This window comes from Bradyrhizobium sp. (assembly GCF_047605465.1).
In the GTDB taxonomy this organism is placed as follows: Bacteria; Pseudomonadota; Alphaproteobacteria; order Rhizobiales; family Xanthobacteraceae; genus Bradyrhizobium.
Window position 1 is genome coordinate 43,050 of sequence record NZ_JASGFS010000022.1, and the last position, 25,254, is coordinate 68,303.

The window sequence follows — 25,254 nt, forward strand, 5'->3', positions numbered from 1 at the left end:
CGCACTTCGATTCCCCAAATTTCCCGACAAGTCATGAATGCTCTTCCGTGGATCAGGGATTTGTCTCTAAAACCCAACGAAGCGCCCTGCGACTAGCGAAGGTGCGCGGTCGCCGTCACCCGCGAGGGAGGGGGCAGGGGGAAGAACCTAATAGCCCCCGGCTATCGGCCCGCCCTACCGATAGGCTTTGCCTAAATGTTGCGTGGAAACAACAGCCAGTCGATAGCCATTCTCATTCGAGAACGGTTCGCATTCACTTGATGTAGAGCCGCAGGTATCGCGTGTAGAGCCGGGGCAGTTGCTGATAGGCCAGCTCTGCCGCGATGGGAACGAACCGCAGTCGTCGCCGCAGCCGAATGTTTTTCTTGAAAACGTAGATTGGCGACACTTCCGACTTGGCACCCCGCCCCGTCCTTTGGAATACCACGTGCCCGCCCCCCTTCGTTGGAAGGATGAATGTTCCCTTCCTGCCCCGGTATGCCCCCCCGTTCTTTTGAATCGACAGGCGGTTGATGCGCATGGATGCGGGAACGTTCTTTCCGATGACAGGCCGTGCCTTGGTCCCCGTGATGGGCACAGCTACAGCGTTGCCGCTCAATGGCCTGCGTGGCGTGTTGGCGTCTTCCAAGCCAGCGAGGAATAGCGGCGTACCCTGCACGCGATCATTGATACCTATGACTGCGATAAGGCCGTCTGCTGTCGCCCGTGGAAAGTGGGAAATGCGAATGCGGTTGTCCATGAACGATGTCTTGCGGATATGCAGGTCTCGCCGCAGCTCTCTTCGCTCGGCCTGCTGTACCTGCAAGATGGTCTGAGCCAATGCGGCCTTGCCCGCCTGTAGGATTTTCTTTGACTGTCCGCGTAGCCACTTCCCGCATTCTGCTGCGTTCGTGGTGACGACAAGCCGTGCCTGTGTGTTCGTTGCCATGTGCATCGCCCGTGTTGTCGGTCTGCGCATTATCGAGCGAAAGCGCTGCGCGCTGTGTAGTGAAAGCGTGGTGTTTCGCTCTATAGCCGCCGTAACTGGCCCGTAACTGCCCTCGAAACACAGCTAATCCCTTGATAGATATAGATATCTACTTAGTAATGTTACGTTGTTACGGTCTAATAGGATTTATAGCCCCCTACCGCGAGCTATCTGTCCATCTGTACATGTCATTCACTATGCGTCTTTCGATAGACAATGAGTGTGCAGTATGCATTACACCCCCTATCCGCGTAACAAACGCCACAAAATCGCAAGTCCATGATTTCAAAGGCCGTATCTGTCACGTGTAAACGTCACGTTGCGATTTTTTATGTAACCAGCGCAATGCAAAGGCCGATTTCGTAACGCAAATGCCGGTTTTCCACGCATGTAATACAATACGTTTTCTGGCGATTTCGCCGCCTTTTTTGGACTCGAAAATGTTCGATGCAGAGACTTTCACGGAATCTTTGAACGGATGCCGACGTGCTGGCGATTTGGTTTTTGTTCCGGTCGATGGCGCTTCGCTTGAGAAATTGCGCGCCGACGTGCGCGCCGTGCTGGAAGCGTGGTGTACCAAACACGGCATCGAGGCAGGCATCAGGGAAGAGCAACCGGAGGGGATCACGGTCATGATTGCGCACATTAAGTCGGGTAGCCCGATGCGTGCGCGCGTGATGCGGCCGTGGTTCTTGATGGACATAGGCGAGCAAAGATTTGTCAGCGACAAGGAAATTCAAGCGCCGTCGCTGCGCGCCTACGTGTCGCTGTTCTGCGCCAAGATCGGCCAGGCCATCACAGTCCAGCGCACTCGCGGCGGATGCACCATCACGCGAACACGATAGCGACCGCCCAATGCAAAAAGCCGCCCCGGTAGGAAAGCGGCTTTTTCTCGGGAGAGAAAAGTATGGGAATGGTTACTTACGCATGGGCGGGCCTCGACGGTTCGTTGATGGGAATTCGATGATAGGTGCAGCAAGAACCGCCATCCTATCACGGCGACGATTGCGCAATGACGTTCGTTTTTCTGCGTGTTGTGTTTTCACGTCGATAAAGAAAACCGCCCCATAGTTTCCCGTGAGGCGGTCATCGCCGCGCTTTCTCGGCCGTATAGGCTTTCGCCTCCCACTGCACGCCTACCCGTCCTTGCACGGCCGCTTGTGGTCTATCGTGCGCTCGCTCTCGCTGGTCCGCTTGCCTTCCGCGCCTCTCGGTAGGGCTACCGTCCACGGGCTATCTGCCGTGGCTCAGATGATCAGCGCAGGCCCTTCCCCTGCACGCCGGCTACATCGCGCCGTATGACGCCTCTTTCCCGCTGCTGTCCGACGCCAGCCGCGAGCGAATGCCCATAATACTCGAAAAAACGCCGCCCATGATGGACGGCGAAGCGGGCTGCGTGTGGGATACGGGGCAGCACAGCCCGCGCGCTGGCCGGCTTTTTACAGGGCCTGGCGCACCGCTTCGATATCGGCCTTGATGTCGGCGATGGTTTGCTCATCGCCTTGCAGGCTCGATACCTTGCCTTCGATGGCCTGCAAACGGTCGCGGGCCTCTTTCACGCGCTCGCCGTTGCCGTGTTCGGCGGCCGGGTCTTGCGTGTGCAGCACGCGGGAGGTTTGGCCGGGGTTCGGCTGTTTGGTAGTGGTAGCCATGGTGTTTTCCTCACAGAATGGATTGTTCAGGCTGCTCAGCAAGCTGTATGCCTTATCGGCCACGGGCGCGCATTGCCTCTATCTTCACGCGGTTTCGTTCGTACCAGGCGGGAGCCAGGCGGCGGTTTAGATCCGTCGTCCACATCCAATAGCTCATGCGCCGGAACATGCCGGACCAAGCCAGCAGGCCAAAGCAGATGATGACGGAAAACAGAACGGCGGAAATCATCGCATTCACCTTACGTGTAGTTGAACCTACGCAGGTATTATCGACGAAAGCCGCCGCATACAAGTGCAACGCTCGGCAACGCTGTATTACAGCGCGGCGCGGGCCTTGGCGATCAGCTCGGCGAATTCCTCGCGCAGCTCTTCGGCGATGTGCTGCAATTTGTCTTCCAGCTTTTGCAGCCACGTTTCGGCGGGATGCGCAATGCTTTCCGCCGTGCCCGTGGGCGTGCCGTCCATCTTGCCTTCGCTGTTCTCGGGCTGGATGGGGCCTTTGGCGTCTGGCACGCCGCCGATAACGGGCGCGCCTGCGTCCTGGCCTTCGGGAGTGCTCGGGTTTTGCTTCGGGCGGTCGCCATCCGCCTCGGTAGTGCTGGTGTTCGTCGTGTCGTCCATGATGTCGTCCAATAGAAAAAAGCCGGCTTCCGGCCGGCGCGGTCTTCGAATCGAATTTTACGGCTTCATGATTTCGTGCCGCTGTCAGAAACGTGGGTATTTGCGGGCGCGCTCAATCTCCCCAACAAGACAGCTCTTCGTCTGCCCATTCATCCGGCGTGTAGTCCTCGCGGGATTCGGCGTCGGCGTCGCACGCCAGTTGCCACGCCAGCCGAACACTTAGGCCGGCACGTCTCATGAAACAGCGCATGCAGCGCAGTCGCCATATCAGAGTGCCCATGATCAATACGCCTTCCCGCCTTCCTTGGCGCGGTTCTCCGGCTTGTGATCCTCGCGCACTGCGTTGAATTGCAGCTTTTCAACGATGGCCCCGCCAAGGTCCAAGCCGCACGCGCCGGCCAGGTCGAGCACGCGGATAACGGCGTCCGCCAATTCGACTTCGAACATTTTGCGATGGGGCAACTTGTCGTCGTTCAGATTCTTGCGATGCCCTTCCATCGCTTCGCTCAGCTCGGTAACGCAGAGCATGAGCTTTTCGGGGATCACGCGGGGCGAATGCGGGTCGATGGGTTCGCCGCCGATGGTATGCCACCATCCGGCCTCGCGGGACATGCCATGGCAGGCCGCAACAAGGTACATCGTCGCCGAATTGATGTTGGCTTGATATGCGCCGCTGTTCATCACGGCATCATGAGTAGGTTTATCCACGTCCTTTCCTTTGTCGGATGCCGGGTATCCGACCCGGCTGCGGTACTGCAAGTCGGATTAGATGGTGGCCGAAACCAAAGCGCTCGCGTTGAACCAGCTTTCGCACTGGCGGCCATCGGCGGCCACGTAGCGCACGTAATACGACGCCGGCAGGTCGCTGTACTCGGCTCGGCCGATCACCTGGCCGCGCTCGCTCGACATGGACAGGTGCACATCTTCACCCAAACTGAATTCCCATTGATTCATGCTCTTTCCTTGAAAGATTGCCCGTACCCGACAGGCGGCGGTACTGCGGAATCTATTGCGCTATGAAAAATTGAACGCTCGGGAGCGTGACTGCGATGTGCCGCAGAATATTCACGGCGATTGTGCCGGCGTCATCCATTACGACAACGGCGGGAAGCTCGGCCCTTATCTTAGCCATCGCAGCAATATGAGAAATCGGCGACTCGATGACGCATACTCTCTTGCCGCTCTTTTCGCACTCGCTGACGATCAGTCGAAGGCGCTTCGACTTCCCGTGCCCGCTAAGAATCGTGATGTTGCTCATTTTCGCTTGTTCCGGCGCTTCCGCGCTTCGCGCTTGTCCTGCGCAACCGTGCGCCCCGTCTTCACGCTGCGGCCGTACAGCATCACGGGGCCGAAGCCGCCGAACAGGCGTTGACGCTTGCGCTTTCGTTCCACACGGGGAGATTCGCTGCGCACCTTCGGTTGTGCCTGCGTGGTCTGTACGGCTTCCGCCGTCGCTGCACCACCGGCCGGAATAACAACGCCACCCGCCAGCGTTGCCGCTATCGCAATTGCCGAAATTCTGCTGTTTCTCACATCGATATCCTGTGCCCTTCACGGCGGTTAGAACGGCATCATAGACGCCACAAATTCAACATCTGGAAATTCGCTTGCCAGGGCCTGCACGTTCTCAAGCGCCATCGCCTCATTATCGATCAACACCACATCAGCATGACCGCCGATGATCACCACGCGCGCCGCCGTCGTATCGCGATGCGTGCTGCTCAGGACAAGAACGGTTTTGCCATCGGCTATCCGCTGCTTATAGATGTCGTGCAGCGCGGGATTTTTCCGCATGCCTGGCGGATGGTCGATGATGGTTAGGTTTTTCACGCCGTTTTCCGCGTCTTCGGCTTGATGCCAAGCGCCGCATTCAGCTCCGGCACCAGCTCGACAGGGACAAGCGCCGTCGTCGGCTTCGGAGCGCTTGCCGGCAAGAATCGCTTGCAATCGGGCCAGGCTTCCAGCAGCTTCGGCAACGTTGTTACCGAGTACACCAGCGCACGCAGCTTCGCCCGCAACACGTCTTTGTCGCGGTTGATGGCGGCGTATTCTTCCGCCACGGCTTGCGCTTGATCGTTCAGGGCATGCGCGCCGCCGATCTTTACCGGATGGCTGCTTTGATAGCGCGGCATCCGGCGCGAACTCGACATGCGGATGCCGTTATACATCTTTCCATCTTGACGGCTTCTGTAGCTAAAGCCCGCCGCGTCAATGAAAATGTCACTGCCGCTTTCGCACCAGCCTTGCGGAAGCTTATCCGCGATCTTGCCCGCCTGCGCATATTCATGCTGATACACCGCATCAGCAAGCGCCGTCGTGGCTTCCTTGTGCGCCTTTTCCCGCGCGTCGAAAGCGTGTTTCAACGCCTTGCCTATCAGCTCTTAGCGAAACTCTTTTGTCAGTCGCATTTCCCTTCCTTGATGATGCCGCGTCGGCGGCGAAATGGTTTGCGGTTTCCCGCCGTTATTCCTTTATGCCCAGGTACTCACGCCAGGGGATTTTCACGCCGTTGACCTTGAATCCCCATTCCCCGCGCAGACGCCAGGTAAAAAACAGCGTCCACACGCCGCCACCGCTTACATACGCAATTCGATGATATTCGCCGTACTTCAACGTTGATGTACTGCCGACCATGCGAACAATGATGCTCGGGAATTGCTCTCGCCTTTCGACATAAAAGCCCCGCAAGATGATCGTTCGCGCGTTCCACGGATGATCATGCAAATCCCGGTCTTGGTCTTCACGCATGATGCGATGCAGTCGAACGGACGGAAGCAACTTGCGCCACCACGAACGCGCGTCGCGATCAGTCCGGCTGTGTGGATACGGATTGAACAGCCAGTACCGATACATATAGATTTCGTCCGTGCCCTGGCCTGTGATGTGCCTGTACGGCGCGCGCTCGCCGCGTTTCACCATCCAGTCAAACACCCGTTGCTTGCAGACGATGCGGGCAAGCAGCCGCCAGAATAGAGCGTTCATAGTGTCGTGTTAGGCGTCGATTTCGATAGGAACGGCTACCGCGATGGTGTTGGCTGCGATGCTGCCAAGGCAGTTTGTCGCGCCGTCTATCGCGGCCTGCTCGACTTCGTGACGATGGTACGTGCCGTCGCTATACAGGTTCACGTATATCGTGCGCTTCGGCTTCGGAGCCATAAACAAATCATGCGTATGGTCGATAGTGCAGTACCGGCCATTTTCCGCATAAGTGGTTATGTTCGGGGCACCCTCGACAAAAGCTACGACGCGCGAGGGCTCGCGAGCTTCTGGGGTATGCGCGATAAACCGCGCCTTTCGTCCATCCCGCGTAACTAGCGCATCGCCACGCTTTGCCGCTTCCAGATCGAACGGGATGCGCACTGCATACGGGGAAACATCAACGCGGCCGACCATAATTAGCGTCCGCGCTTCGGTTATGGCTCGATCAGAGCCACGAATCGTTAGAGTCGAATTGTTTTCGCCATCTGCAATTCTTGTGAGACTATGGATTTCTTGTGAATATTTCACGTCCTTTCCTCTTCGCGCTCACGCGCACAGTTACCGCGATTCCGTCACGGCTTCGGGTTTCTTGCCGGCCTTGATCAGTTCAGCGCGATAGCGCAACACCCAATGCTTAGCCCCGCAGTTGTCGCAGGTATGCACCAGCTCGATATCAGCGTGCGCATATACGTAAGCGCTGAACAGATGATGCTTTCCGCACGTCCTGCACTTGAATCCTTTGGCGCTCACGTTGAATCCTTTTGCGCCAGCAGTCGCCGCATAGCCGCCCGTGCATTCAACAGCCGCCAGGCTACCGAATGTCGGTGCAAGCGCATTTCTGTAGCGCTGCAAATCGTGTACATGTAGTGCGGATAGCGCAGGATCACGTACACGGTTTCGCCGGCTGCGTTTACGTCTTTGGCGTTCTGCCGCGTCTTGGTCGGGTCGTATTTCTTCACGCCGCCAAGTCCCACAAAACGAACAGCGCCAGCACCAAAACGGCGATGCCAAGCAGGCCGAACGCAACAACCTTTCCGCACTCGCCCCAACTGTCGAAGTCGATAGGCTCAGGCGCGCCAAGCTCACGCGGCCACGGCTTCGGCGGCTCAACGCCGATCAGCGTCCGCGCGTCATCAATCATCGCGTCTGCGATTTTGTCGGAGTTTGGTTCATCGAAGCCGTGAGCGATAATTCGAACGATGCCGCCACCGCCATGCCTTTCGCTGTTCCAACGTTCGCATCCGCCGTTGCTATATGCGCTTTTAGTCATGTCCTTTCCCTGATTTTAGATATTGGCGCGCGACTTCCGCGCCGAAGACGATGCAGCCCGCCAGCAGGGCCGCATAGATGATGATGGCGGTTGTCATGGTCTTTCCTTGGTGGTCGGCAACAGCGCCTGTAACTGCCCCGCAAGCGAGGCAATGGTCAGGGCCGTTAAGCGGCGAGTTCGTTCTTAAGATCACGGCGCGATTTGACGCGCACTGCAAGGTTCTCGGCTTCGTGTAGGCACTTTCCAGCTTCCTGAAGCCGCACCATCAGAACCGCCCCTTCCGCGTGATCGCCAAATTCGCGATCGGCTTCGTGGATGGCCAGCATTGCGGCAGTGTGCGCAGCCTTGATCTTGTCGATAGTGGTTTGCATGGTTCTTTCCTCAGTGCTTCCCCAGCGAACCGGGGCGGGGTTGTTAGGCGGCGGTCAAATAAGCCGTATCGTTCTCACGCTTGACGCGGCGGCCGATGGACAGAACAGCATCAGAGGAAATCTTGTGCGTCGTGCCCATGTAGTTCTGACGCAGCAGTTTGGACGCGCAGATAACGCCAACGCTGGCAGTCTCGCCGCTTTCGTTTTCCAGGCCGATGGCGCGGGTCAGATTGGTTTTGCCGCAGTGATCGCACACAGGGTAATCCGACGTGCCAAGAACCTTGTACTTCGCGCCCTTGAGAAATTCCATTTCATCCACCCCGTGTCGTGCTGCGTTGTCGATGGAATGAATTATACGCATCGCGCAATTATTTGCGCATCCTCCGTCCATTGTATTTATCAATCGGCCCGATAGTCGCACGCTATCGATGCGCATAAAAAAGACCGCCTATGCAGGCGGCCCCAAATTACAACGGAGGAGACACGCGGCGGCTCGACGCCAGGTGTAATGCTATTGTAATCGCGCGGCGAATATTTTGCGGGCGATTGCTTCAACGTGTTGCGCGTGTACGTCACTACCTCGCGCCTTGATGGCCGCCAAGGCTTCGCGCCTGGCTTCCTGCGTGGTCAGCTCGGCGACCATGTGCGCTTCGTCGTGCATGTGGTTCAGCATGGCAAGCGCGGCCTTGTGCAGCCTTCCCGATGTGTCGTAGCCGTGCATGCGGCCTACCTTTTCCACGAACAAGGATTGATCCACGCTATCGAGCAATGCGATATGACGCACGTAGCATTCCATGCGCCATTCCTCGCTGTTGTCCAGAACAATGCGGCCATCGATCAGTGTTCGGTTTGACGGCTGGTATTTCACGGCTGGATATCGCCCCCGCCGTGTTGCCGCGAAAGGTAGGCGCGTGCTTGCCAGCCATACCACGCTGTATAGCTGCGATGGTCCTTGTATGCGCCGTTCGGATGTTGTTCTAGCGGAAGCTTTTCAGCCCGGATCGGCTCTTGCGCCCAAGCCTCAAACGCCGGCCGCTCATCGCCCTGCGCCAGTTCTCCGGCGCTGGGAAACTTCGCCAGCCAGGCATAGGCGCTGGCAACCCAATCGCAATCATCTATGCCGCGATCCTCCATGCACTGGATCGCCTCCATCAGCAACGACCGCGCATCGCCCTGCGCAACCGTCAAGGAATGCGGGACGCTTAGGCCGAAGAGAACGCCGGAAATCCGCGTCAGCGCTTCGGCAATGTCTTCCATGATGTTGCGCATGTCTCCGGCGCTTTGATTCATCGCGGCGTCGGCCATCTGCGCCAGCTGCTGTATCTCGCCGCGCAAAGTCGACTTCAGATCCCCGCCGGCTTCTCCCTCGGAATGTGAAGTTTGCTTCTCAGGCGGGGCGGCGTAGAGCATCGTTCCGGCTTCCAGCTTTTTTCCGTTCTTGTTCAAGGCCACGAACGGTTCGCCATTACGCCATCGCACCATGCCCATAGGAATCGCCACGGCAGGCATAGGCGGCGGCTCATTCTTGCAGGAAGGCAAGGCCGCCTCGCTGACGGCAGGACGTTGGCGAACGTGTTGCATCAGCTCGCCGAAGATGGCTCGCGCGCGGTTCGCTTCCCGCTCATAGTGCTTATCGCCGAGCTGCAAAGCGTGGGCAGCATCAGCGCGAGCGCCGCCGTATCGAAACGCGAGCGCTTCCAGCTCTTCAATCCATTTATCATCGGCGTTATCGTTCAAAGCATTCTCCAAAATTCCACGCCGCCATCGCAGCGAAATCGGCCTTGCTTCGGCCATCCGGGTTTGTGTTCAATCACCACGCAATGCCGCGCAGCTTCCCACTTGTCGCGATGCTGGATCGCGGCGTGCCAAAGCCAGATATAGGCGGCCAGCGGCGCGGCGGATGCGGCCACGGCGAGCAAGAAAAGAACGCGCCTCATCTTCGCCCCATCGCACGCTTTTGCGCATTGCTTGCGTGGCCGATGTGAAAACCGTTGCAGAACGCACAGCGGTACACGTTCATAAATCCGCTGAAACCTTTTGCTCGATGCAGCGCACGCATAGCCACAAACCCATCCGCCGCCGTCACGTGCCGTATCTTGCCGTCGCATTGCTTGCGGCGTAATCCTCGCTTCGATGCCACGTCGATTCCCTTTGCGCTTACGCGCACAGCAATTCCAGTTGTTCAAACGGCATATCGGGCCAGTACCACGCGCCTTTGCGACTGTTCTCGCGCCAGTGAATCACGCGCAGATTCCAAGGCACATGCAGGCCCGACACAGTGCGACCGCACATCGGCACGATATGGTCAACTACGTGCAGCTCGCCGGTTTCCTTGGTCAACCTGCGCGCCTCGGCGTAGATGGCGCGGATAGCCCGCATGTCTGCCCATGGCGGCGTCCGGCGCTTTATCTGCGCGCGATGCACGATGCCTTCCTTTCCCTTCGGTCGCACGCGCGGTCGCTGTTTCTGGATGATGAACAGCGGCCCCGCGTGAAAACCGCCCATCAGGTCTAAGGCTTTCGTTTTCATTTAATGTCCGCCATCCGCACTTCACCAGGCGGAAGGGAAAGAGCTTTCATCATCGCATCGGCGTACTGTACTGCCTCGCACGCCGTGTGCAGTTTGTCGGCCCCTATGTCCCAATCCGCACCATTGGACGCAAGCATACCCGACAGCGCTTGAGCCGCGATGTAGACGCGAGTTTGCTCAGGCGTCCAGGCCATGGCTCAATGCCCGCAAGCCGGCACTTCACCCGGATGCACCTTGTTGCCGCACCCGATGCAGGTACGGATAACCGGCGTGCAGTTGGACAGCAGATGTTGCCCGCGAATGCCTTCCAGCCAGATGACGGCTTGCCCCTGCATCGTCACGCCCGAATAACCGTTCGTGTTGGTCCGCATGATACTGCCGTCAGGCAATTTCAGATCAACCGCCGTGCCAGGCGGATACTTGGCGTTCCACTCTTCCATTGCTTCGAACGCCTTGGCGTCTTGTTTTCGTGTGCGCACTTTCCTTTCCTCTTGTGATGTGGCCGCTTAGGCGGCCTCGGTTTTCACGGCGATAAAACGCGATGGCGACCAATCGCATACCTCATCGCCTGCGATATGGCCGAAGATCAGATTGCAGCGGCGGAAGTGATAACAGTCGCCGCACGTCTTTCCGTCCGGCAAGCTCATTTCGTCCGCGTCGGAATACTTCGAACGCTTCATAGGCTCGCGATCTTGTGCCATCACGCCCCCGCAATCTCTTGCTGAGCTGCCTTCGCCGCCCGATCACGCTGGCGCTGTTGCTGCTTTTCACGGGCCGCCGTGACGTTCGAAAACTCGGCCACCAGGGACAGCAGCGCCGACGCCGGCACGCTCACTTCCTGGCCTTCCGGCAAGTCGCCACGCTTTACGGCATCTTCGATGCTCGCCAGGCGTTCGCGGGCGCTGTTCGGCAGAGCGCCCATGAAAACATCCAGCTCTTCAACGATGCTCTGCACGACTTTCTTAGGAAGCGCCTTTCCATTCACGACGCCGGCCGTAACCTTGCTCTTGCCCTGCGCCTTGGCCTCGACGTGCTTGGCCGACAAGAATTCGCCGGCTTGCTCGCCGTGCTTGCGAATCGCGTCTATCGCGACCTCGGCCGACACAGCGCCGGATTTCACCAGCTCTTTCACGTCGTGATTTCCGCTCGCCAGGATCAACAGGCGTTCGACGTGCTGGCGCGTGCGCTTCGGCTTTAGCCGTTCCGCAATGTCGCTCGCCGTCTGCTTGAAACGCGACAGCTTGGCGAACTGCTCGGCGAGCTGCAACGGCGTCAGCTCAAGACGTTCGGCGCTTGTGACGACGCGGTAATGCCGCTCGATGTCGTTGCCCTCGAAAGGCACGATATCAATCCACAATTCCCCGTCCCTGTCGCGCAGCGGAGCGCCGGCCTTGTCGGCAACGCCTATCATCGTCCATCGGCGATGTCCCTCCACGATCCACGCGCCGCCATCTTCACGCGGTCGCACTTCCAGGGCAGGCAGCATGCCGCCGTTCATGATGTGATTGAGCAGAGACTGATTATCCTCGCTGTCAACATCGGTTCGGCCTTCCGGGTTAAACCCCGGCTCGATGTGCAAGTCTTCCCATCGCATGCGGCGAGCGTCGGCGCGCTTCACTACGCCGTCACGCTGCATACTCTTGAATGATGCCGTCATTTCCTTTTCCTTTCGTCGTCGGTCGATGGATGATTACTTGCCGGCGCAGGCCACAACGCGATCCGCCCATGCCGTAAGGTCTTCCGGGTCGATACCGTTTGCAAACGTGATCGCAGACAGCGCAGCGGCGCAAAGGTTTGCCGCAGATTCCGCCATGTGCCCTCGATGCTCTTCGCTCATTTCAGCCGTTGCTATCATGCCCATCAAACCCTTGACTTGAACGGCGATGGCAACCGCATGAGCGAATGTCGCGCCGCGCACCTTGGTTAGATTGTCGATGATGTCGTGCATTTCCTGAATGTTTTCTTTGTTCACGTCCTTTCCTTGTTATCCGAACAACTTGCGAAACAGCCGGCCCGTAATCTTGCCGGCGACACGGCGCGCAATGCGCCGACCTATCTTGTTTTTCCGAACGGCGTTCACGTCGTTTGCGATCTTCGCGCCCGTGTACAGCCAGCTAAGGAAGCTCATTCGCCACCCCTTCCTCAGCGAGTGCTGCGATATCTTCGTCTGACAAATCGCGGTCGTTAAAATCCGCGTCCCCTGGCATGCGCGCTGTGCCGTCTGCACGATGCCAGCAATATTTGCTGCCCCGCCGATGCCTGAACCAATAGCCGGAGCAATCGCAGCCTTGTCCCGTCAGGCCCGTATCGCGCTTGTTCATCCATGCATCAGGCCGCCAGGAACGTCGCTCGCAGGATTCGCGCGGGCACTTCGGTTGCCGTGCGTATTCGTCTGGATGCTTCGGCAGCACGCAGCGCGTTTCGCATGAACGGCAACGGCAGTGATAGCGGGCCATCGCTCAGAACACATGCGGGGCCAGAAAGACCGCCAGCCATCCATAAAACACAGTCAATACGGCGGCGATAGCCCACCACATGACGCGCACTTGACGGCGTGCGCGCTGTTGCCTGTGCTGCGCTTCGAGAAATCGTTTATCGAATGCTCGGCTTGCGTCTTGTCGGTAAAAGCGGCTCACTTCAATTCCTCGCCAGCGCACGCGGCGCAAAGGTTAATCTTGCACGTTCCGCACTTCGAATAGTGGTTGCGGGCGTTCGTATCGAAAAACTGTTGCCCTGGCTCGATACTGCACATGCAGCGCAGGCCATAGCGGCGCATGTCACAACGCTTTTGCGTGCGTGCCTTGCGCCAGCCGCCGCCGTGATGTTTTGCGTACCATTCGGAGCGCTTCATATTTCGGCCTCGGTTGTCGATGTGGAGATTATACGGAAAACGCAAATAACCGGACGGCGGAGCATCATTGTATTTTCCAATCGGCTCGATAGTTACGCTCTATCGAGCACAGACGATGCAGGAAGCCACACGCCGCGATGCGTGCCGCCTGAGCCATAGCGCTCCGTTTCGTGAACCTTCGCGCCAGACAGACGCTTGAGGATGCGGCCGTGCTGCTTACCCGCCCACGGCGTGCCGGCAAGTATCTTTTCCAAGGCGCTATGCGTGTTCGCGACCTTGAATCCTTGGCCGTCGATTTTCACGCCGATACGCAATAGCGTTTCTTCGGCCGCGCCTCGGCCTATGTCGCCGTCGTAGCCTTGGCGCAGCGCCCGCGATATCAGCTCGCCTATGCTGCGCTCGGACGTGTGGCCCATATCGCCCTGAACGCGCACAGTGTGTTCCAAGATGCGCGCCAGGCATGCAGCTTCGTCCTTGGATTCGGTCAGCGCCGTTTCCTCGCTCCAATCCTGTTTCGCGATCCACTCGCGGGCCTGCTCAGGCGAGATAAGGCCGTTGCTGTGCAGCGCGTATGCGCCCGCCAGCAGCGTTCCGATTTGGTCGCCAAGCCGTTGCGTACCGATTACCTCTGCGCCGGCCGTCGCGAACGTCTTGGCGTTGGCACGAACAGCGCCAATCATGTTCACTGCACGGGCGCGCATGCCGGCGCAATACTCCGGCGTCAGCAACTCGACTGCGCGGCGCTCAATCTGCACGAATTCGGCGGCGCGCTGGTCCCGCGACTTAGCTTCGTCAACCTGCATGCCAAGTACCGTTACGCGCGTTTGGTCCGCGTACTGCTGCACGCCAACGCCGATACTCGAAAACGCGAACATCGATCGGACGCGAAACATCATGGCCTTGCCGCCCGTCGTGCCCTTGATGATGGCCCCACCGCTTTCGCTGCTGGCCTGACGCGCCAAAAACATGATGCCCTGTATGCGCTCTGCGGCGCGCATGTCTTGGCTTTCCGCCTCATCGAACACCACGGGCCGCGCGTCGATGCCAAGCAATTGTCGTATGCCTGCCTCGGTCGTGTTGCTCTGCGGCAGGATGGCCGTATTTCCAAGGATGCGCGCAACGATTTCGCTTTGCACCCAGGTCTTGCCCGTGCCAGCGCCGCCCGTGATCCAGATATGCGGCCGCCAGCCAAGCGCGCCGCAGATGGGCGCAAGGAATATCCATCCGGCCAGCAACGTCGCGGATATCGGTTTTTCCCATTGCAGCATGCGGCACAGGCTCACAAGCTCGGCCGCGTCGCGGTTCGTAAGGCCGTTGCTGATATCCATATGCAGCGGCGGCGCGGCTTCATAGATATTCTTGATGCCGGGATGTGTGAGCGGCACGCGCTCGCCATCAACGATCAGCGCGCCGCCCAGGTGCAGCAAGGCGCGGTCGCCATCCCACCACGCGCCACGGCCGCGCACTTTCTCGGCGTCGTACACGCCAGCGTCTTCACACTGTCGCATGAGCGCGTTGGCGGCCATTTCCCAATCGGCCCCCTCGGATTCTTTCTTGGCGTGATACTCGCGCTTCCAGAAATGCCAAGGCGCGATGCTCATCATGTTCAGCTTTGTGTGCGATCCGGCGCTAAGCTCGATCACCTGAGCGGCGCGGCCTGCTAGGTAGAAATAGCGGCCGTGATCATAGCCGAGCGCGCGATACGGGAGCTGTTCGCCGTCATCGTGCGAAAGGTCTTCCGGTTCGCCGTGGTAGCCGTCGTCGTGCTGCGGCGGTTCGTCGTGATCGATAGGCGCGGGCGGCGGCGCTTGTGTCTTGTGCGACGGCAGGCGGGCAAAGGCGTTGATGTGTTCAATCACCCTATCGCCGTCCCAGCCTTCCGATTCGGCGTCGGCCAAGTCCCACCCTTGCGGCACGCCTTCGGGCGGCACAACGATTTTGACGGCCAGGGCGATATCATCCAGCAGCTCGGCAACGCCAGGCTTGCGCACGCCGTGCTTGTCTGCTCCGCCGTCAACCGCCTGCATGCCAACGTCGTCGGCGTCAGGCCACAAAAGAACCTTGCGGCCGCTCAGCGCCTGCCAGGCCATATGCTTGATTGCGTTGGAGCCGCCCGACCACGACACGCCGACGAATTCGGGCAGCATCCGCATAACGGCATCCGCCTTTTTCTCGCCCTCGCAAACAATCACGATAGCGTCAGGACTGGCCGCCAGGCGATGCAGGTTGTACAGCGGGCGCGGCTTCGGGAACGCGGTCTTGCGCCAATCGCATTCGCCCGTCACGGCGTTGCGGCACCATAGGTGCGGTACGTACTCTTTGGCGCGGTTGCCGTCCTGTTCGTATTCGTAGCGCTGCACATAGCCAAGCAGCGCGCCGGATTGATCGTGATAGGCGTAGTCGCCAGCCCAATCGCACGACACCCATTCGCCCTTTTTCTTGGCGCTATGCGTGCGCGGAAGGGGCGGCACATCTTCGGGAATGGGCATGATGGCCTGCCATTCCTTCGCCTCTTCCTTTTCCGGCTTGTGCTCACGCGGGCGAATTTCTGACGCCTGCGGGACATAGCCGTTTGATATGCGCTCGCACGCCTCTTTGAAGCCTGCTCCGGTTATCTCACGCACAAAACGAATTGCATCGCCGTGCGCGCCGCAGCCGAAGCAATGGTAAAAGCCTTTCGCTGTGTTGACCGTGAACGACGCGGATTTTTCCGAATGGAATGGACAAAGCGCCGTGTATTCGTTCGCGCTTCCGCCCCGGTCAAGCTTGATGTATCGGCCAACGATGTCGGCGATATCAACGCTGTCTAATAGTGTGTCTACGTCGATTGCCATAATATCTAGGCTTATGCCTTCGTGTTGTCGTTCGCAGGATGCGGCGGCGGAACGTTGTCATTGGCGGCGCGAAGATGCGGCGCGTTCGCCTCGAAAGCAGCTTGCGAAAATCCACGTGGGGTCGCGCTTCGAATATTCTTCGTGCGATCCGACTTGCCGCCCAAGCGGTTATGCGATTCGCTACCGCCTTGGCCTTCGGACTCAGCAGGCGGCACAGCGCGGCGCTCAGGCATGATGAATCCCCCCCCGGTCCAAAGGCACGTCTTTTTCTTGTACGCATCTTGAGGCGGGAAATATTCGGGATAGATAGGGTGCGAGTCGTTGGCCGGCAGATAGCCGCCATACTCGCAAGGATCAAAAGTGTAGTCTGGTTTGCCGAATATTCCAGAAAAGGCGCTCACGGGATTTTCAAAGAACCAGGGCGCGCCAGACAGCTCGCCAATCATGCGGCACTGCTCGGCCAACAAAGCCGCCTTTGCTTGGAAATACGGATCGGCCTTGCGCTTGGATTCCCAATGGCGAGTACCGGATACTGCCACGTCCGTACACACAGGGAAGCCGGCAACAAAGCAAACCGAACCGGACGCGATGACGCTTTGCAGTTTCTTCACCGCATCCAACACGGTCAACGGGTAGCAGATACGAACGGACGGCGTTTCATTCTCGCCGCGATAGACAGTTTCCGAAAAAACGTCGTGTTGCGGGTCAACAAGTATCACGTCGTAGCCGGCCTTAAGCCACGGCTCAGCCATGATGCCAGTCAGGTCGCAAAGGAATATCGCAGTCATTTTCATGATTGTGTCAGGGGGCTAACCCTGCTTCGTATTCTTGATGATGTCCCGCGCTTCCTCGACGGATCGCGCGAAGCCAGAACGCGCGCCGAAGCCACGCATAAAGCCGTCCCAATTCACTTGCCCGTCACCTGGCCGACCCGTTGCCGTCTTGACCTCGATAGAGCAAAACACGGCAACGACTTTGCCGGCCATCCTGTCGCACCATTGAGGCGTGACAAGCTCGCGATGCGCGCCGATCAGATCGGCAGAGTCCGGGGCCAGGCCGAAGCGCATACGCTCGCCTGAGCCGCCCATACGTTCCGCCATTTCGATGCACGCCGACATGATGCGTTCACGCACGGCCGGGTTCTTGTGCCGGATCACCAGGCCGTACCCGACGTGATTTCGGAATAGCCGCGTATCGGCGTCGCACACGTCGCGCAGGATAAGGCGATGTAGATTCGACTCTTTCATGGTGCGCGTCTCAGAACGGGATATCATCCCCGGCGTCCTGCGCGGTCTGCTGCTGCGTCTCTTGGCGGCGAGGCGGCGGATTGCTCTGCGTCTGGCGTTGCGGGCGCTCGGCCGAACCGCCTTGATTGTCGCGCGGCTCAAACTTCGAAATCAGGATGCTCGTTTGGCCTTCCTTGCGCGGAATGGCGGCTGGATTGAACCACGCATCAAGCATCAGGAATTTGCCGCCGTCATCGCGCTGCATTTCTGCGCCGATGTTTACGTACTTCGGTTTCATTTCCCCGGCGGTGTTCTTGTACTCGCCTACCTTTACTGCCAAGTCGTAGATTTTCGTAACTGCCATGATTTGATTGCTCCGTTATGCGCTCTGTGCGGCGGGTTAAAAAGATAGGGATTGGTCGCGCTGGCGACGTGCCTTCACGCGGATACGCGCCCATCCTTCGGGATTGTTGTAGCCGCGCTCGCGGCCGAGCTTCACGAAGTCGTCGTAGGTGGATGCGCGGCCTTCCTCTTGCCGGCGAACCTTGCGCAGCTCGGCAGCGAGCGCGCCCGTGACTTCCTGCAATTCGCCGTCTTGCTCTTCAATCTGTCGGCCTCGGTTTTCGTAGACGTGGCCGCATTGCGGGCAGCTCGGCGCGGGAGCATGGGCAGCATAGCACTTAGGGCAAGATGTGAGCGCAAGCACTGGTTCGGCGTCGCCGGCTTTCTTGGTCTTTTTCTTTCGCCCCTCAAGCGTCCATTCGCGATCCGCTTCCGGCAGGCCGTGAATCATGCAGTTGCCGACGTGATCAAGAATGAACGCGCGATCTTGACCAGGCGAAGGGCGAAGGATTCGGCCGACTTGTTGCAGGTACACGACAAGCGACATTGTTGGACGCAGCAGGATGCCGCAGCCGACCACGGGAATATCCGTGCCCTCGCTTATCAGGTCGCAGCTCGTCAGGCCGTGAATTTTGCCGCGAGCCAGCGAGCGTATCAGCATGCGCCGTTCGTTGCCGTCCATCTTGCCGTCGATGTAGCGGAAGTCGAAACCCGCCGCCTTGAATTGCTCGGCGACGTGTTGCGCATGCGCGACAGACACACAGAACGCGATGGCAGGCACGCCGGGGCAAATGCGCGCGTAGTGCTTCACGGCATCGCCCGTGATGGACGGCTTATCCATCCGCTCGGCCAGCTCGCCCACAGCGTAATCGCCGGCCTGCTTGCTCACGCCTTGCAGGTTCGCCACCATCGGCGGCGCAAACACTGTCGGCTGTAGCAACGCGCCAAGGCCGATCAGCTCGCGCATTTGCGGGCCGCAAATCATGTCATCGAAGAAACCGCCCGCAGACTTACCCAGGCCGCGCCCGTCGCTGCGTGTTGGCGTCGCAGTCACACCAAGGATTCGCGCATCAGGGAAGGCGGATATCACCTTGCCCCACTTGTTGCCGGGTACGGCATGGTGCGATTCGTCAGGGATGATCAGGAACGGCGAACGGATAGAGCCGAGCCGGTTTATCAGCGTATCGACCGAAGCCACGCCAACAGGCGCATTCATGTCCACGAAGGGCCGCGATAGCTCTTCAACATGGTTGCTCATGCACTCGCGTATCGCCTTGTCCGGCGCGACGATGGAATGCCGCAAACCGATCTTCGCAAGCGACATGCTGGCCTGCGTCAACAGCTCTTTGCGATGCACCAGAATGAGCGAGCGATTGCCCAACGCCGCCGCGCCGTTCGCCACGTAGCAAAACACGTAGGTTTTGCCGCCGCCCGTCGCCAACTGAAACAAGGGCGCACGATTCCCCGCGCGGTAAGATGCGCGAAGCTGCTCCACTGCATTCAGTTGATAGGGCCGCAAACTGATTGCGGCGGCGCTCACACCAAGCCCGCCGCTTTCATGCTCGCGTTGCGCTCGGCGATCAGCTCAGCAAGCGCAGTCATCAGGCGATCATAGGTCGATTGATTCGGCGTAACGCGGCCTGCGCCCCAATGCGAAGGCGTGCCGGACGACACGCCAGCGCGGTCGCATACGGTCGTCATCGGGAAGCCAGCGGCATCCACTTTACTTCTCAAGTCGTCATACAAATTCACGGTTATTCCCGTCCGTCAAAGATAGTTCACGCTTTCAAGACTGAATTCTAAGGGCTAACCGTGTTTTATCGCAACTAGTCAACGCGGTAATCTGCGCGAACACTCGGGAAGATTTGCGCTATACTTTGAACACTTGGACTTTACTACACATCATGAGCACGAATATTCGATGCAGCATGCTGCCTTCCTATTCGGATTGTGCGCGCCGCGCTGCGGCCAAGCAGTACCGAACGGAAATCGTAGCGGCAGGCTATGAGCTGAACGAGCTTGAACCGGCCGTAGGCGCGGCGCTCGGCACGTCAGTTCACTCAGGCGCAGCAATGCTGCTGCAAGAAAAAAAAGACACGGGCGAAGTGCTCGGCGAAGACGAAGCAACGGAATTCGCCGTAAGCCAGTTCGCAGACAACATCCGCGACGGCGCGACGTGGGATGAAACGACGCCAAACGTTGCGACGGCGCACTTTCAGATACGCCGGCTTGTAGCGTCCTATGCGGACTTGGCGCGCCAGGTTGAACCGGCGTTGATCGAATACCCGATGCGCGTTGATGCCGGCGACGGCTTCGAGCTGACTGGCACGCTTGATCTTGTGACGCGCCCGCGACAGCTCCGCGATTTGAAATCTGGCGCCCTGGCGCGACCGTATCAAGCGCAGCTTGGCGCATATTCGCTGTTGTTGAAATCCAACAAGGTGAACGTCAGCGAGGCGCTGATAGATTGGCTCCCGCGTGCGCCGAAAACGCAGCCGCAGCCAGGTGTTGAAACGCAACAGTTCAGCGTGAGCACGTGCGAGCGTGCCGCGCACGCAACAATCCAGTTCATCAAGCGCGACCTATCGCGCTTCCGCAGTACCGGCGATCCTTGGTCGTTCGCCGCTAACCCCATGTCGATGGTCTGCACGCGGCGATACTGCCCCGCGCACGGCACGAAATTTTGCGACATGCCCTTACCTACCTCTGAGGAATAAACGATGTCTGTTCTACAAATTCGCCAGGCCCGCCGCGAAGGCGCGCGCGTTGTTATCGGCGTGGCCGGCGTATCCGGCAGTGGCAAGACGCATACCGCGTTGCTTGTTGCGCTCGGCCTGGCGGGCGGCGATGCCAGCAAGGTCGGATTTATCGACACGGAGAACCGGCGCGGGAGCCTGTATTCCGACGTTTACCAGCAGATTGACGGCGACGGCCGTACTGATGTGCCGTTCTTGATTGGCGACCTTTACCCGCCGTTCTCGCCGCAACGTTACATCGACGCGATACACGAATTCCAGGCGGCCGGCGTGCGCGTGCTCATCATCGACAGCGCTTCGCACGAATGGGAAGGCCAGGGCGGCGCGGAAGAAATCGCGACCGCAGGCGACCCGCGTATGCCGAATTGGAACAAGGCCAAGTCCGAGCACAAGCGATTCATGAATGCCGCGCTTCAATGCGATATGGATATCGTGATGTGCTTCCGCGCTCGCGAGAAAGCGAAGCCCGAAAAGCAGATGGTCAACGGCAAAGAAAAGACCGTTTACGTTGACCTCGGCTTGCAGCCCATCACGGAAAAAAACGTGATGTTCGAAATGACTGTGAGCATGATGGTTCACGATCAGGGCACGCGCCGCGACATTCTCAAGTGCCCCGCCGCGCTCGCGCACATCTTCCAAACGGATGCGCGGTATGTCGGGTTCAAGGAAGGCTTCGCGCTTCGATCATGGCTCGATGGCGCGGGACAGCTCGATGCCAAGGTGGAATCCTGGCGCAATCGTCTTCTGTCGAACGCTGAACAGGGCCTTACTCACATCGCCGAGTGTTGGGACAAGACGCCGACAGGCGTTCGCAAATCGCTCGGCGACAAATTCTACGAAACGCTCAAGAACTCGGCGCAAGAATTCGACAAGCAGCGCGCCGAAGCCGCCAAGGCCGCCGAAGATTCCTCGCTCGCTTCGCTGGCCGAACCGGATGCGTCGCAGGGCCAGCAGGATCACGCGCACAGCGCCGCAAACGATATCGGCGATACCAAGACGCCAGAAGACCCGGAAGCCGCTCAGCGGGCCGCAGAACAAGCCGGCGAGATGGCCGCTCTGCAAGACAAGCCGGAAGCTTCGAAGCAACGTCAACCGCGCAAAGCACCGGAGAAAAAAGCGGAAGAGCAGCCGAAGGAAGACGCCAAGCCCGCCGCTCAGGCCGCCCGCAAGTCCGTCGAAGTCTTTTAAGGCCATAACCGCCATGCAAATCCATATCGAAAACTATCGCGCCATCCGTTCCGCTGATTTCGTGCTGTCCGATATTACGCTTGTCGGCGCGCCGAACGCGGCGGGCAAGTCCGCCATTGCACAGGCGGCCGCCGCCGTGCTGTCCGGCGTTGCTGTGCCCGTCCCTGGCGTACAGAAGAATATGGCCGGCTTGCTGGTGCGCATCGGCGCGGCGGCCGGCTTCGCTACGCTTCAAACCGAAACCGGATCACGGCGCGTAGACTGGCCGCGAGCGCTCGCCAAGACCAAGGGCGAACCGCTCGACGTGCCGCAAATCGCAACCGGCATCGAGTCGTTAGCGCCGCCGCAGGGCGCGCCGGACACAGGCCCGCTTGCCAGGCGTCGCGGCGAAATCCTCATGGAACTGTTGCGCGCCTATCCGACGCAAAAGGATTTGCACGCCAGGCTGTCGCCCGAAGGCGTTAGCGATGAACTCATAGCGTCGCTATGGGAAGAGATAGACCGCCAAGGATGGGATGCCGTGCATGTGCGCGCCAAGGAAACCGGCGCGCGCCTCAAGGGCCAATGGGAAGGGGTCACAGGCGAGCGCTACGGAACCGCGAAGGCCGATGCCTTCACGCCGAAGGAATGGGAACCGGAGCTTGCCGGCGAAAGCGAAGAGTCGTTGCAGGCCAGGATCACGGACGCGCGCGACACGCTAGACGGCATGATTGCTGTTTCTGCCGTCGATGATGCGGAGCGCGACCGCCTGGCCGCCATTGTCGAAAGCATCGAGCAACTAACGAAGGAAGCCGACGAAGCGGCAACGGCGCTCAGCAAGGCCACCAAGAAACGCAACGAAGCCGCCGACAAGATATCGAAGCTGAGTAATCCACAGGCCCATGCGATACAGGAATGCCCGCATTGCAATGGCGCTCTTTCGCTGCGCGGCGGTCAAATTGTTGAAGCTCACGCGCTCAGCGACGACGACATAAAGGCGTGGGAAGACGCTACTAAAGACTTACGCGGCGTCACTGAGAAAGAACAAGAGGCGCGCTCCGCTGCTGCGAAGTGCAATAATCGGCTCGCAGAGGCGCAAGTGGCGCGCGAACAGCTCGAAAAACTCGACGCCGGCAACGCATCGCAAGACCAAGTGCAGAAAGCCCGCGAGGAACTTTCTATAGCTCAATCGCGACTTGCTGCGTTCACTTCGAAGACGCGCGCCGACAGGCTGCACGCCTCTGTCCAACAGAATGCAATTATCGTGTTGGCGCTCGATTCAACTGGCGTTAGGCAGGATGTACTAAGCGATTCGATTGGCTCGTTTCTCGCCGATCACGTCAACAATTTGGCGGCGGTTTCAAAATGGGAACCAATCGAAATCGCGCAAGACATGTCGTTGTCTTACGGCGGGCGCGCATGGGTAGTTCTCTCTGAGTCTGAGCGCTTCCGTGTTCGTGTGTTGCTGCAAGTCGCGGTCGCGCGTCTACAGCAAGCAACGGCGCTTGTTATCGACGCGGCGGATATTCTCGACCGCGCTGGCCGTAATGGTCTTGTTGGGTTGCTTCACCACGTCGAAATCCCGGCGCTTGTGTGCATGACAATGCCAACTCCCGAAGATGTGCCCGATTTGAAAGCGGCGGGCATCGGTTCGTCCTACTGGATCGAACAGGGAGAATTAAGGCCGCTGTAATGCGAAGCACCTTCGATCATCACAACAAGAAAAGGGGTTTGGGCTGTGCCGGAGTTTCTTAAGCCGGAAGAGGTAGTAGCGCGTTATAAAGGCAACATCAGCACGAAGACGTTAGCGAATTGGCGCACCAAAGGCGGCGGTCCTGCTTACGTAAAGATCGGCGGGAAAGTCATGTATCACATAGGCGCTGTCGAATCTTGGGAAGAGTCGCGCGTTTACTCAAGCGCGAGCGCAAGGATTGAGGTTACAGAAGAAATGCGAAAGCTCGCTAAAGCACTCTACGGATAGGAAACGGAAGGCCGCCGCGTGATCAATACGCGGCGGCCATTTTCTTTAATCCTTCACTTCGCCGGCCAGGATCGCGGACAGGAACGCTTGCCATTTCTTCACGGCGGCGCGCTTCTCTTTGATGTAGTCGTATCGGTCATAGTGTCTCGATGACACGTCGCTTTTGCTATGGTTTTGCAGGCGGTCACGGTCCTCCTTCGATATGCCGGCACGGCCGCCTAGCGTTTTCCACGTGCGCCGAATGTCACGCGGCACGAATGGCCGCGCGCCAGTTTCCTCGATGTACATATGGACAACCTTGTTCGGCCCCGTCGATAGGGCTGGCTTGTCAGGTTGCCAGCGATGCGGGAAGTACAGGCCGTTCACGTTTGGCCGCAGGCCATCGAGCACGGCCAGGGCCTGCGCAGGAAGCGGGATGCAATGCGGAAGGCCGTTCTTCGTCTTACCCCACTCCAACAGGCTTTCACGCTTCACGTAGGTTTCGACCGACACGCGCACTATTTCCTGTACGCGCTGGCCCGTCGCCATCATGAGCAACAGCGCGCCGCACAGGTTCGTCCGGTATTCGTTCTGCTCGCACCATAGCCAGAAAGCCCGCAGCTCGGACGGCGACAGGTAACGATTGCTCGGACACGACGCATTAGGGTCCGTGGCGATGGCCGAAACGGGGTTGTGTTTGATGCCCCACTTACTGCCCGCGTTACCGGCCTGCGTATAGTCGTTCTCAGCTCGCATCCCGAAGGAATAGGCCGAGTGTATCCAAGAGCGCATGCTGTGCGCCATAGCGATGGTTCCGCGCCCGTGCGCCGTGGTCAACATCGGCATGATGTCTTCCGGCTCGATGTCGCCCGCAATGCGGTCCCCGCCTATCATGTCGGCCGCGTTGTCTTCGCGTTTGAGCAAGACGCGCTCAGCAGTGTACGACGCGCTCTTGTCCTGGCGCTTCAGGTCTTTCACATAGGCCGTGAACAGCTCGCGCACCGTGACGGCCGAACCGTTCTTTCTGTGCAGCCGGCGCGCGTATTTGTTCTTTGGCATCGCCCCGCGAAGAATGGTCGGCGCGTACTCGTTTCGGAATTTCTCGCGGGCGTCGGCCAGGCTGATATCGGGATATGTTCCGATCTTGGTTAAGCCGCGCTTGCCGGCCCTGAAATAGACCGCGTACCACTCGGCCGCGACGCGGGTTGCCAGTGATCGAACCACCAGCGCCAGGCGGCCAGCGCCACGCGGGCCGGCATCCTTGATGATGGTCTGAGCGCGTCCGCTACCTGGCGCGTGCCTGATAGCGGCCTTGATTCCTGCCTCTGTAAGCATAGAAAACGGATTCCCCTTGTTAGCAGTTGGCCCCTTGGCCTGTTGCAAGTTTTGTTGCCAGTAAGGCCCGAATAACCCTGCCCTGGCGGGACCAATGGTGCGCCAGCGATGGGCGCAAAAAACCGCAGAATTCAACGTGTTCATAGGGTTTTCCGGGAAGTCTCAGGCAACGCGGGGAACGTACAAATTGTCTTCGTGCACAATCATCCCTCCGGCGATCCCTCGCCGTCGCAGGCCGACATCCAGATGACCAAGGCCATCATCGACATCGCAGAGCCGCTCGGCATCGCCGTGCACGACCACATCATCGTCGGCAGGAGCGGACATGCGAGCCTGCGCGGAATGCGGCTGATCTAAAACGTGATGAATTCGAGCTAGACCGGCGATCCGACCC

The 25,254-nt window shown here is 59.1% G+C and carries 39 protein-coding genes; 5 read left to right on the forward strand and 34 right to left on the reverse strand.

Annotated features, from left to right (window positions below):
* Window positions 1–253: 253 nt before the first annotated feature.
* Entirely contained in the window at window positions 254–928 is a 675-nt protein-coding gene (locus QM712_RS18385; protein WP_415024544.1) for a hypothetical protein, read from the reverse strand.
* A gap of 479 nt (window positions 929–1,407) precedes the next feature.
* Here QM712_RS18385 and QM712_RS18390 point away from each other — a divergent pair, with 479 nt between their 5' ends.
* Complete coding sequence (locus QM712_RS18390; RefSeq protein ID WP_415024545.1) at window positions 1,408–1,812, forward strand: hypothetical protein; 405 nt, start codon at window positions 1,408–1,410, stop codon at window positions 1,810–1,812.
* A gap of 594 nt (window positions 1,813–2,406) precedes the next feature.
* Here the strand turns inward: QM712_RS18390 and QM712_RS18395 are convergent.
* From QM712_RS18395 to QM712_RS18550, 32 genes are all read right to left on the reverse strand, one after another.
* Window positions 2,407–2,619: a hypothetical protein gene (locus QM712_RS18395; protein ID WP_415024546.1), complete on the reverse strand. Its 213-nt coding sequence runs from the start codon at window positions 2,617–2,619 to the stop codon at window positions 2,407–2,409.
* A gap of 52 nt (window positions 2,620–2,671) precedes the next feature.
* Window positions 2,672–2,848: a hypothetical protein gene (locus tag QM712_RS18400; RefSeq protein WP_415024547.1), complete on the reverse strand. Its 177-nt coding sequence runs from the start codon at window positions 2,846–2,848 to the stop codon at window positions 2,672–2,674.
* A gap of 86 nt (window positions 2,849–2,934) precedes the next feature.
* Entirely contained in the window at window positions 2,935–3,240 is a 306-nt protein-coding gene (locus QM712_RS18405) for a hypothetical protein (RefSeq protein ID WP_415024548.1), read from the reverse strand.
* Between the two features lie 282 nt (window positions 3,241–3,522).
* A complete protein-coding gene (locus QM712_RS18410; protein ID WP_415024549.1) occupies window positions 3,523–3,948 on the reverse strand; it encodes a hypothetical protein in 426 nt (141 codons plus the stop codon).
* A 57-nt stretch (window positions 3,949–4,005) separates the two neighbouring features.
* Window positions 4,006–4,194 carry a hypothetical protein gene (locus QM712_RS18415; protein ID WP_415024550.1) on the reverse strand — a complete coding sequence of 63 codons (189 nt, stop codon included), beginning with the start codon at window positions 4,192–4,194 and terminating at the stop codon, window positions 4,006–4,008.
* A 52-nt stretch (window positions 4,195–4,246) separates the two neighbouring features.
* Window positions 4,247–4,498 (reverse strand): hypothetical protein, encoded by a 252-nt coding sequence (locus tag QM712_RS18420; protein ID WP_415024551.1) that lies wholly within the window; start codon window positions 4,496–4,498, stop codon window positions 4,247–4,249.
* On the reverse strand, window positions 4,495–4,773 hold the full coding sequence (locus QM712_RS18425) for a hypothetical protein (protein ID WP_415024552.1): 279 nt from the start codon (window positions 4,771–4,773) through the stop codon (window positions 4,495–4,497). Before QM712_RS18425 ends, QM712_RS18420 begins: the two co-directional genes overlap by 4 nt.
* Window positions 4,774–4,800: 27 nt before the next feature.
* On the reverse strand, window positions 4,801–5,070 hold the full coding sequence (locus QM712_RS18430; protein ID WP_415024553.1) for a hypothetical protein: 270 nt from the start codon (window positions 5,068–5,070) through the stop codon (window positions 4,801–4,803).
* Window positions 5,067–5,603 carry an Nmad5 family putative nucleotide modification protein gene (locus tag QM712_RS18435; protein ID WP_415024554.1) on the reverse strand — a complete coding sequence of 179 codons (537 nt, stop codon included), beginning with the start codon at window positions 5,601–5,603 and terminating at the stop codon, window positions 5,067–5,069. The genes QM712_RS18430 and QM712_RS18435 overlap by 4 nt, the downstream gene beginning before the upstream one ends.
* A 100-nt stretch (window positions 5,604–5,703) precedes the next feature.
* On the reverse strand, window positions 5,704–6,222 hold the full coding sequence (locus tag QM712_RS18440; RefSeq protein ID WP_415024555.1) for a hypothetical protein: 519 nt from the start codon (window positions 6,220–6,222) through the stop codon (window positions 5,704–5,706).
* A 9-nt stretch (window positions 6,223–6,231) separates the two neighbouring features.
* The gene (locus QM712_RS18445) at window positions 6,232–6,747 is read right to left on the reverse strand and encodes a hypothetical protein (protein WP_415024556.1); all 516 of its coding nucleotides are present in this window, start codon (window positions 6,745–6,747) and stop codon (window positions 6,232–6,234) included.
* A gap of 30 nt (window positions 6,748–6,777) precedes the next feature.
* Window positions 6,778–6,969 carry a hypothetical protein gene (locus tag QM712_RS18450; RefSeq protein ID WP_415024557.1) on the reverse strand — a complete coding sequence of 64 codons (192 nt, stop codon included), beginning with the start codon at window positions 6,967–6,969 and terminating at the stop codon, window positions 6,778–6,780.
* The gene (locus tag QM712_RS18455) at window positions 6,966–7,178 is read right to left on the reverse strand and encodes a hypothetical protein (protein ID WP_415024558.1); all 213 of its coding nucleotides are present in this window, start codon (window positions 7,176–7,178) and stop codon (window positions 6,966–6,968) included. Before QM712_RS18455 ends, QM712_RS18450 begins: the two co-directional genes overlap by 4 nt.
* Window positions 7,175–7,489: a hypothetical protein gene (locus tag QM712_RS18460; protein ID WP_415024559.1), complete on the reverse strand. Its 315-nt coding sequence runs from the start codon at window positions 7,487–7,489 to the stop codon at window positions 7,175–7,177. The genes QM712_RS18455 and QM712_RS18460 overlap by 4 nt, the downstream gene beginning before the upstream one ends.
* 164 nt (window positions 7,490–7,653) lie before the next feature.
* Window positions 7,654–7,860 carry a hypothetical protein gene (locus tag QM712_RS18465; protein WP_415024560.1) on the reverse strand — a complete coding sequence of 69 codons (207 nt, stop codon included), beginning with the start codon at window positions 7,858–7,860 and terminating at the stop codon, window positions 7,654–7,656.
* A 43-nt stretch (window positions 7,861–7,903) separates the two neighbouring features.
* Entirely contained in the window at window positions 7,904–8,170 is a 267-nt protein-coding gene (locus tag QM712_RS18470) for a hypothetical protein (RefSeq protein ID WP_415024561.1), read from the reverse strand.
* Window positions 8,171–8,371: 201 nt separating this feature from the next.
* Window positions 8,372–8,728, reverse strand: a complete 357-nt coding sequence (locus tag QM712_RS18475) for a hypothetical protein (protein ID WP_415024562.1) — start codon at window positions 8,726–8,728, stop codon at window positions 8,372–8,374.
* Complete coding sequence (locus QM712_RS18480; protein ID WP_415024563.1) at window positions 8,725–9,597, reverse strand: hypothetical protein; 873 nt, start codon at window positions 9,595–9,597, stop codon at window positions 8,725–8,727. The genes QM712_RS18475 and QM712_RS18480 overlap by 4 nt, the downstream gene beginning before the upstream one ends.
* A complete protein-coding gene (locus QM712_RS18485) occupies window positions 9,594–9,797 on the reverse strand; it encodes a hypothetical protein (protein ID WP_415024564.1) in 204 nt (67 codons plus the stop codon). The genes QM712_RS18480 and QM712_RS18485 overlap by 4 nt, the downstream gene beginning before the upstream one ends.
* Before the next feature lie 220 nt (window positions 9,798–10,017).
* Entirely contained in the window at window positions 10,018–10,389 is a 372-nt protein-coding gene (locus QM712_RS18490) for a hypothetical protein (RefSeq protein ID WP_415024565.1), read from the reverse strand.
* Entirely contained in the window at window positions 10,386–10,583 is a 198-nt protein-coding gene (locus QM712_RS18495) for a hypothetical protein (protein WP_415024566.1), read from the reverse strand. Before QM712_RS18495 ends, QM712_RS18490 begins: the two co-directional genes overlap by 4 nt.
* Window positions 10,584–10,586: 3 nt before the next feature.
* Window positions 10,587–10,868, reverse strand: coding sequence for a hypothetical protein (locus QM712_RS18500; RefSeq protein ID WP_415024567.1), 282 nt, complete (start codon window positions 10,866–10,868; stop codon window positions 10,587–10,589).
* 27 nt (window positions 10,869–10,895) lie between these two features.
* Window positions 10,896–11,069, reverse strand: coding sequence for a hypothetical protein (locus QM712_RS18505; RefSeq protein WP_415024568.1), 174 nt, complete (start codon window positions 11,067–11,069; stop codon window positions 10,896–10,898).
* 20 nt (window positions 11,070–11,089) lie between these two features.
* A complete protein-coding gene (locus QM712_RS18510) occupies window positions 11,090–12,046 on the reverse strand; it encodes a ParB/RepB/Spo0J family partition protein (RefSeq protein ID WP_415024569.1) in 957 nt (318 codons plus the stop codon).
* 33 nt (window positions 12,047–12,079) lie between these two features.
* Window positions 12,080–12,361, reverse strand: a complete 282-nt coding sequence (locus QM712_RS18515) for a hypothetical protein (protein ID WP_415024570.1) — start codon at window positions 12,359–12,361, stop codon at window positions 12,080–12,082.
* A gap of 660 nt (window positions 12,362–13,021) precedes the next feature.
* Window positions 13,022–13,240 carry a hypothetical protein gene (locus QM712_RS18520; protein WP_415024571.1) on the reverse strand — a complete coding sequence of 73 codons (219 nt, stop codon included), beginning with the start codon at window positions 13,238–13,240 and terminating at the stop codon, window positions 13,022–13,024.
* Between the two features lie 92 nt (window positions 13,241–13,332).
* Window positions 13,333–16,074, reverse strand: a complete 2,742-nt coding sequence (locus QM712_RS18525) for a CHC2 zinc finger domain-containing protein (RefSeq protein WP_415024572.1) — start codon at window positions 16,072–16,074, stop codon at window positions 13,333–13,335.
* Between the two features lie 11 nt (window positions 16,075–16,085).
* On the reverse strand, window positions 16,086–16,868 hold the full coding sequence (locus tag QM712_RS18530; RefSeq protein WP_415024573.1) for a hypothetical protein: 783 nt from the start codon (window positions 16,866–16,868) through the stop codon (window positions 16,086–16,088).
* Between the two features lie 15 nt (window positions 16,869–16,883).
* Entirely contained in the window at window positions 16,884–17,321 is a 438-nt protein-coding gene (locus tag QM712_RS18535; protein ID WP_415024574.1) for a hypothetical protein, read from the reverse strand.
* Between the two features lie 10 nt (window positions 17,322–17,331).
* Window positions 17,332–17,664: a hypothetical protein gene (locus tag QM712_RS18540; RefSeq protein WP_415024575.1), complete on the reverse strand. Its 333-nt coding sequence runs from the start codon at window positions 17,662–17,664 to the stop codon at window positions 17,332–17,334.
* Window positions 17,665–17,700: 36 nt separating this feature from the next.
* A complete protein-coding gene (locus QM712_RS18545) occupies window positions 17,701–19,182 on the reverse strand; it encodes a DEAD/DEAH box helicase (RefSeq protein WP_415024576.1) in 1,482 nt (493 codons plus the stop codon).
* Window positions 19,179–19,394, reverse strand: coding sequence for a hypothetical protein (locus QM712_RS18550; RefSeq protein ID WP_415024577.1), 216 nt, complete (start codon window positions 19,392–19,394; stop codon window positions 19,179–19,181). The genes QM712_RS18545 and QM712_RS18550 overlap by 4 nt, the downstream gene beginning before the upstream one ends.
* Before the next feature lie 176 nt (window positions 19,395–19,570).
* On the opposite strand from QM712_RS18550, the gene QM712_RS18555 reads away from it, so the two are divergent.
* The 3 genes from QM712_RS18555 to QM712_RS18565 are packed head-to-tail and all read left to right on the forward strand — an operon-like array spanning window position 19,571 to window position 23,258.
* Window positions 19,571–20,359 carry a PD-(D/E)XK nuclease family protein gene (locus tag QM712_RS18555; RefSeq protein ID WP_415024578.1) on the forward strand — a complete coding sequence of 263 codons (789 nt, stop codon included), beginning with the start codon at window positions 19,571–19,573 and terminating at the stop codon, window positions 20,357–20,359.
* A gap of 3 nt (window positions 20,360–20,362) precedes the next feature.
* Window positions 20,363–21,586, forward strand: coding sequence for an AAA family ATPase (locus tag QM712_RS18560; protein ID WP_415024579.1), 1,224 nt, complete (start codon window positions 20,363–20,365; stop codon window positions 21,584–21,586).
* A 13-nt stretch (window positions 21,587–21,599) separates the two neighbouring features.
* A complete protein-coding gene (locus QM712_RS18565; RefSeq protein ID WP_415024580.1) occupies window positions 21,600–23,258 on the forward strand; it encodes a hypothetical protein in 1,659 nt (552 codons plus the stop codon).
* A 333-nt stretch (window positions 23,259–23,591) separates the two neighbouring features.
* Here the strand turns inward: QM712_RS18565 and QM712_RS18570 are convergent, their stop codons facing one another.
* On the reverse strand, window positions 23,592–25,004 hold the full coding sequence (locus QM712_RS18570) for a tyrosine-type recombinase/integrase (protein WP_415024581.1): 1,413 nt from the start codon (window positions 25,002–25,004) through the stop codon (window positions 23,592–23,594).
* Here QM712_RS18570 and QM712_RS18575 point away from each other — a divergent pair.
* Window positions 24,969–25,217, forward strand: coding sequence for a JAB domain-containing protein (locus tag QM712_RS18575; protein WP_415024582.1), 249 nt, complete (start codon window positions 24,969–24,971; stop codon window positions 25,215–25,217). The two genes, QM712_RS18570 and QM712_RS18575, sit on opposite strands and share 36 nt — an antisense overlap.
* The last annotated feature ends 37 nt before the right edge of the window (window positions 25,218–25,254 follow it).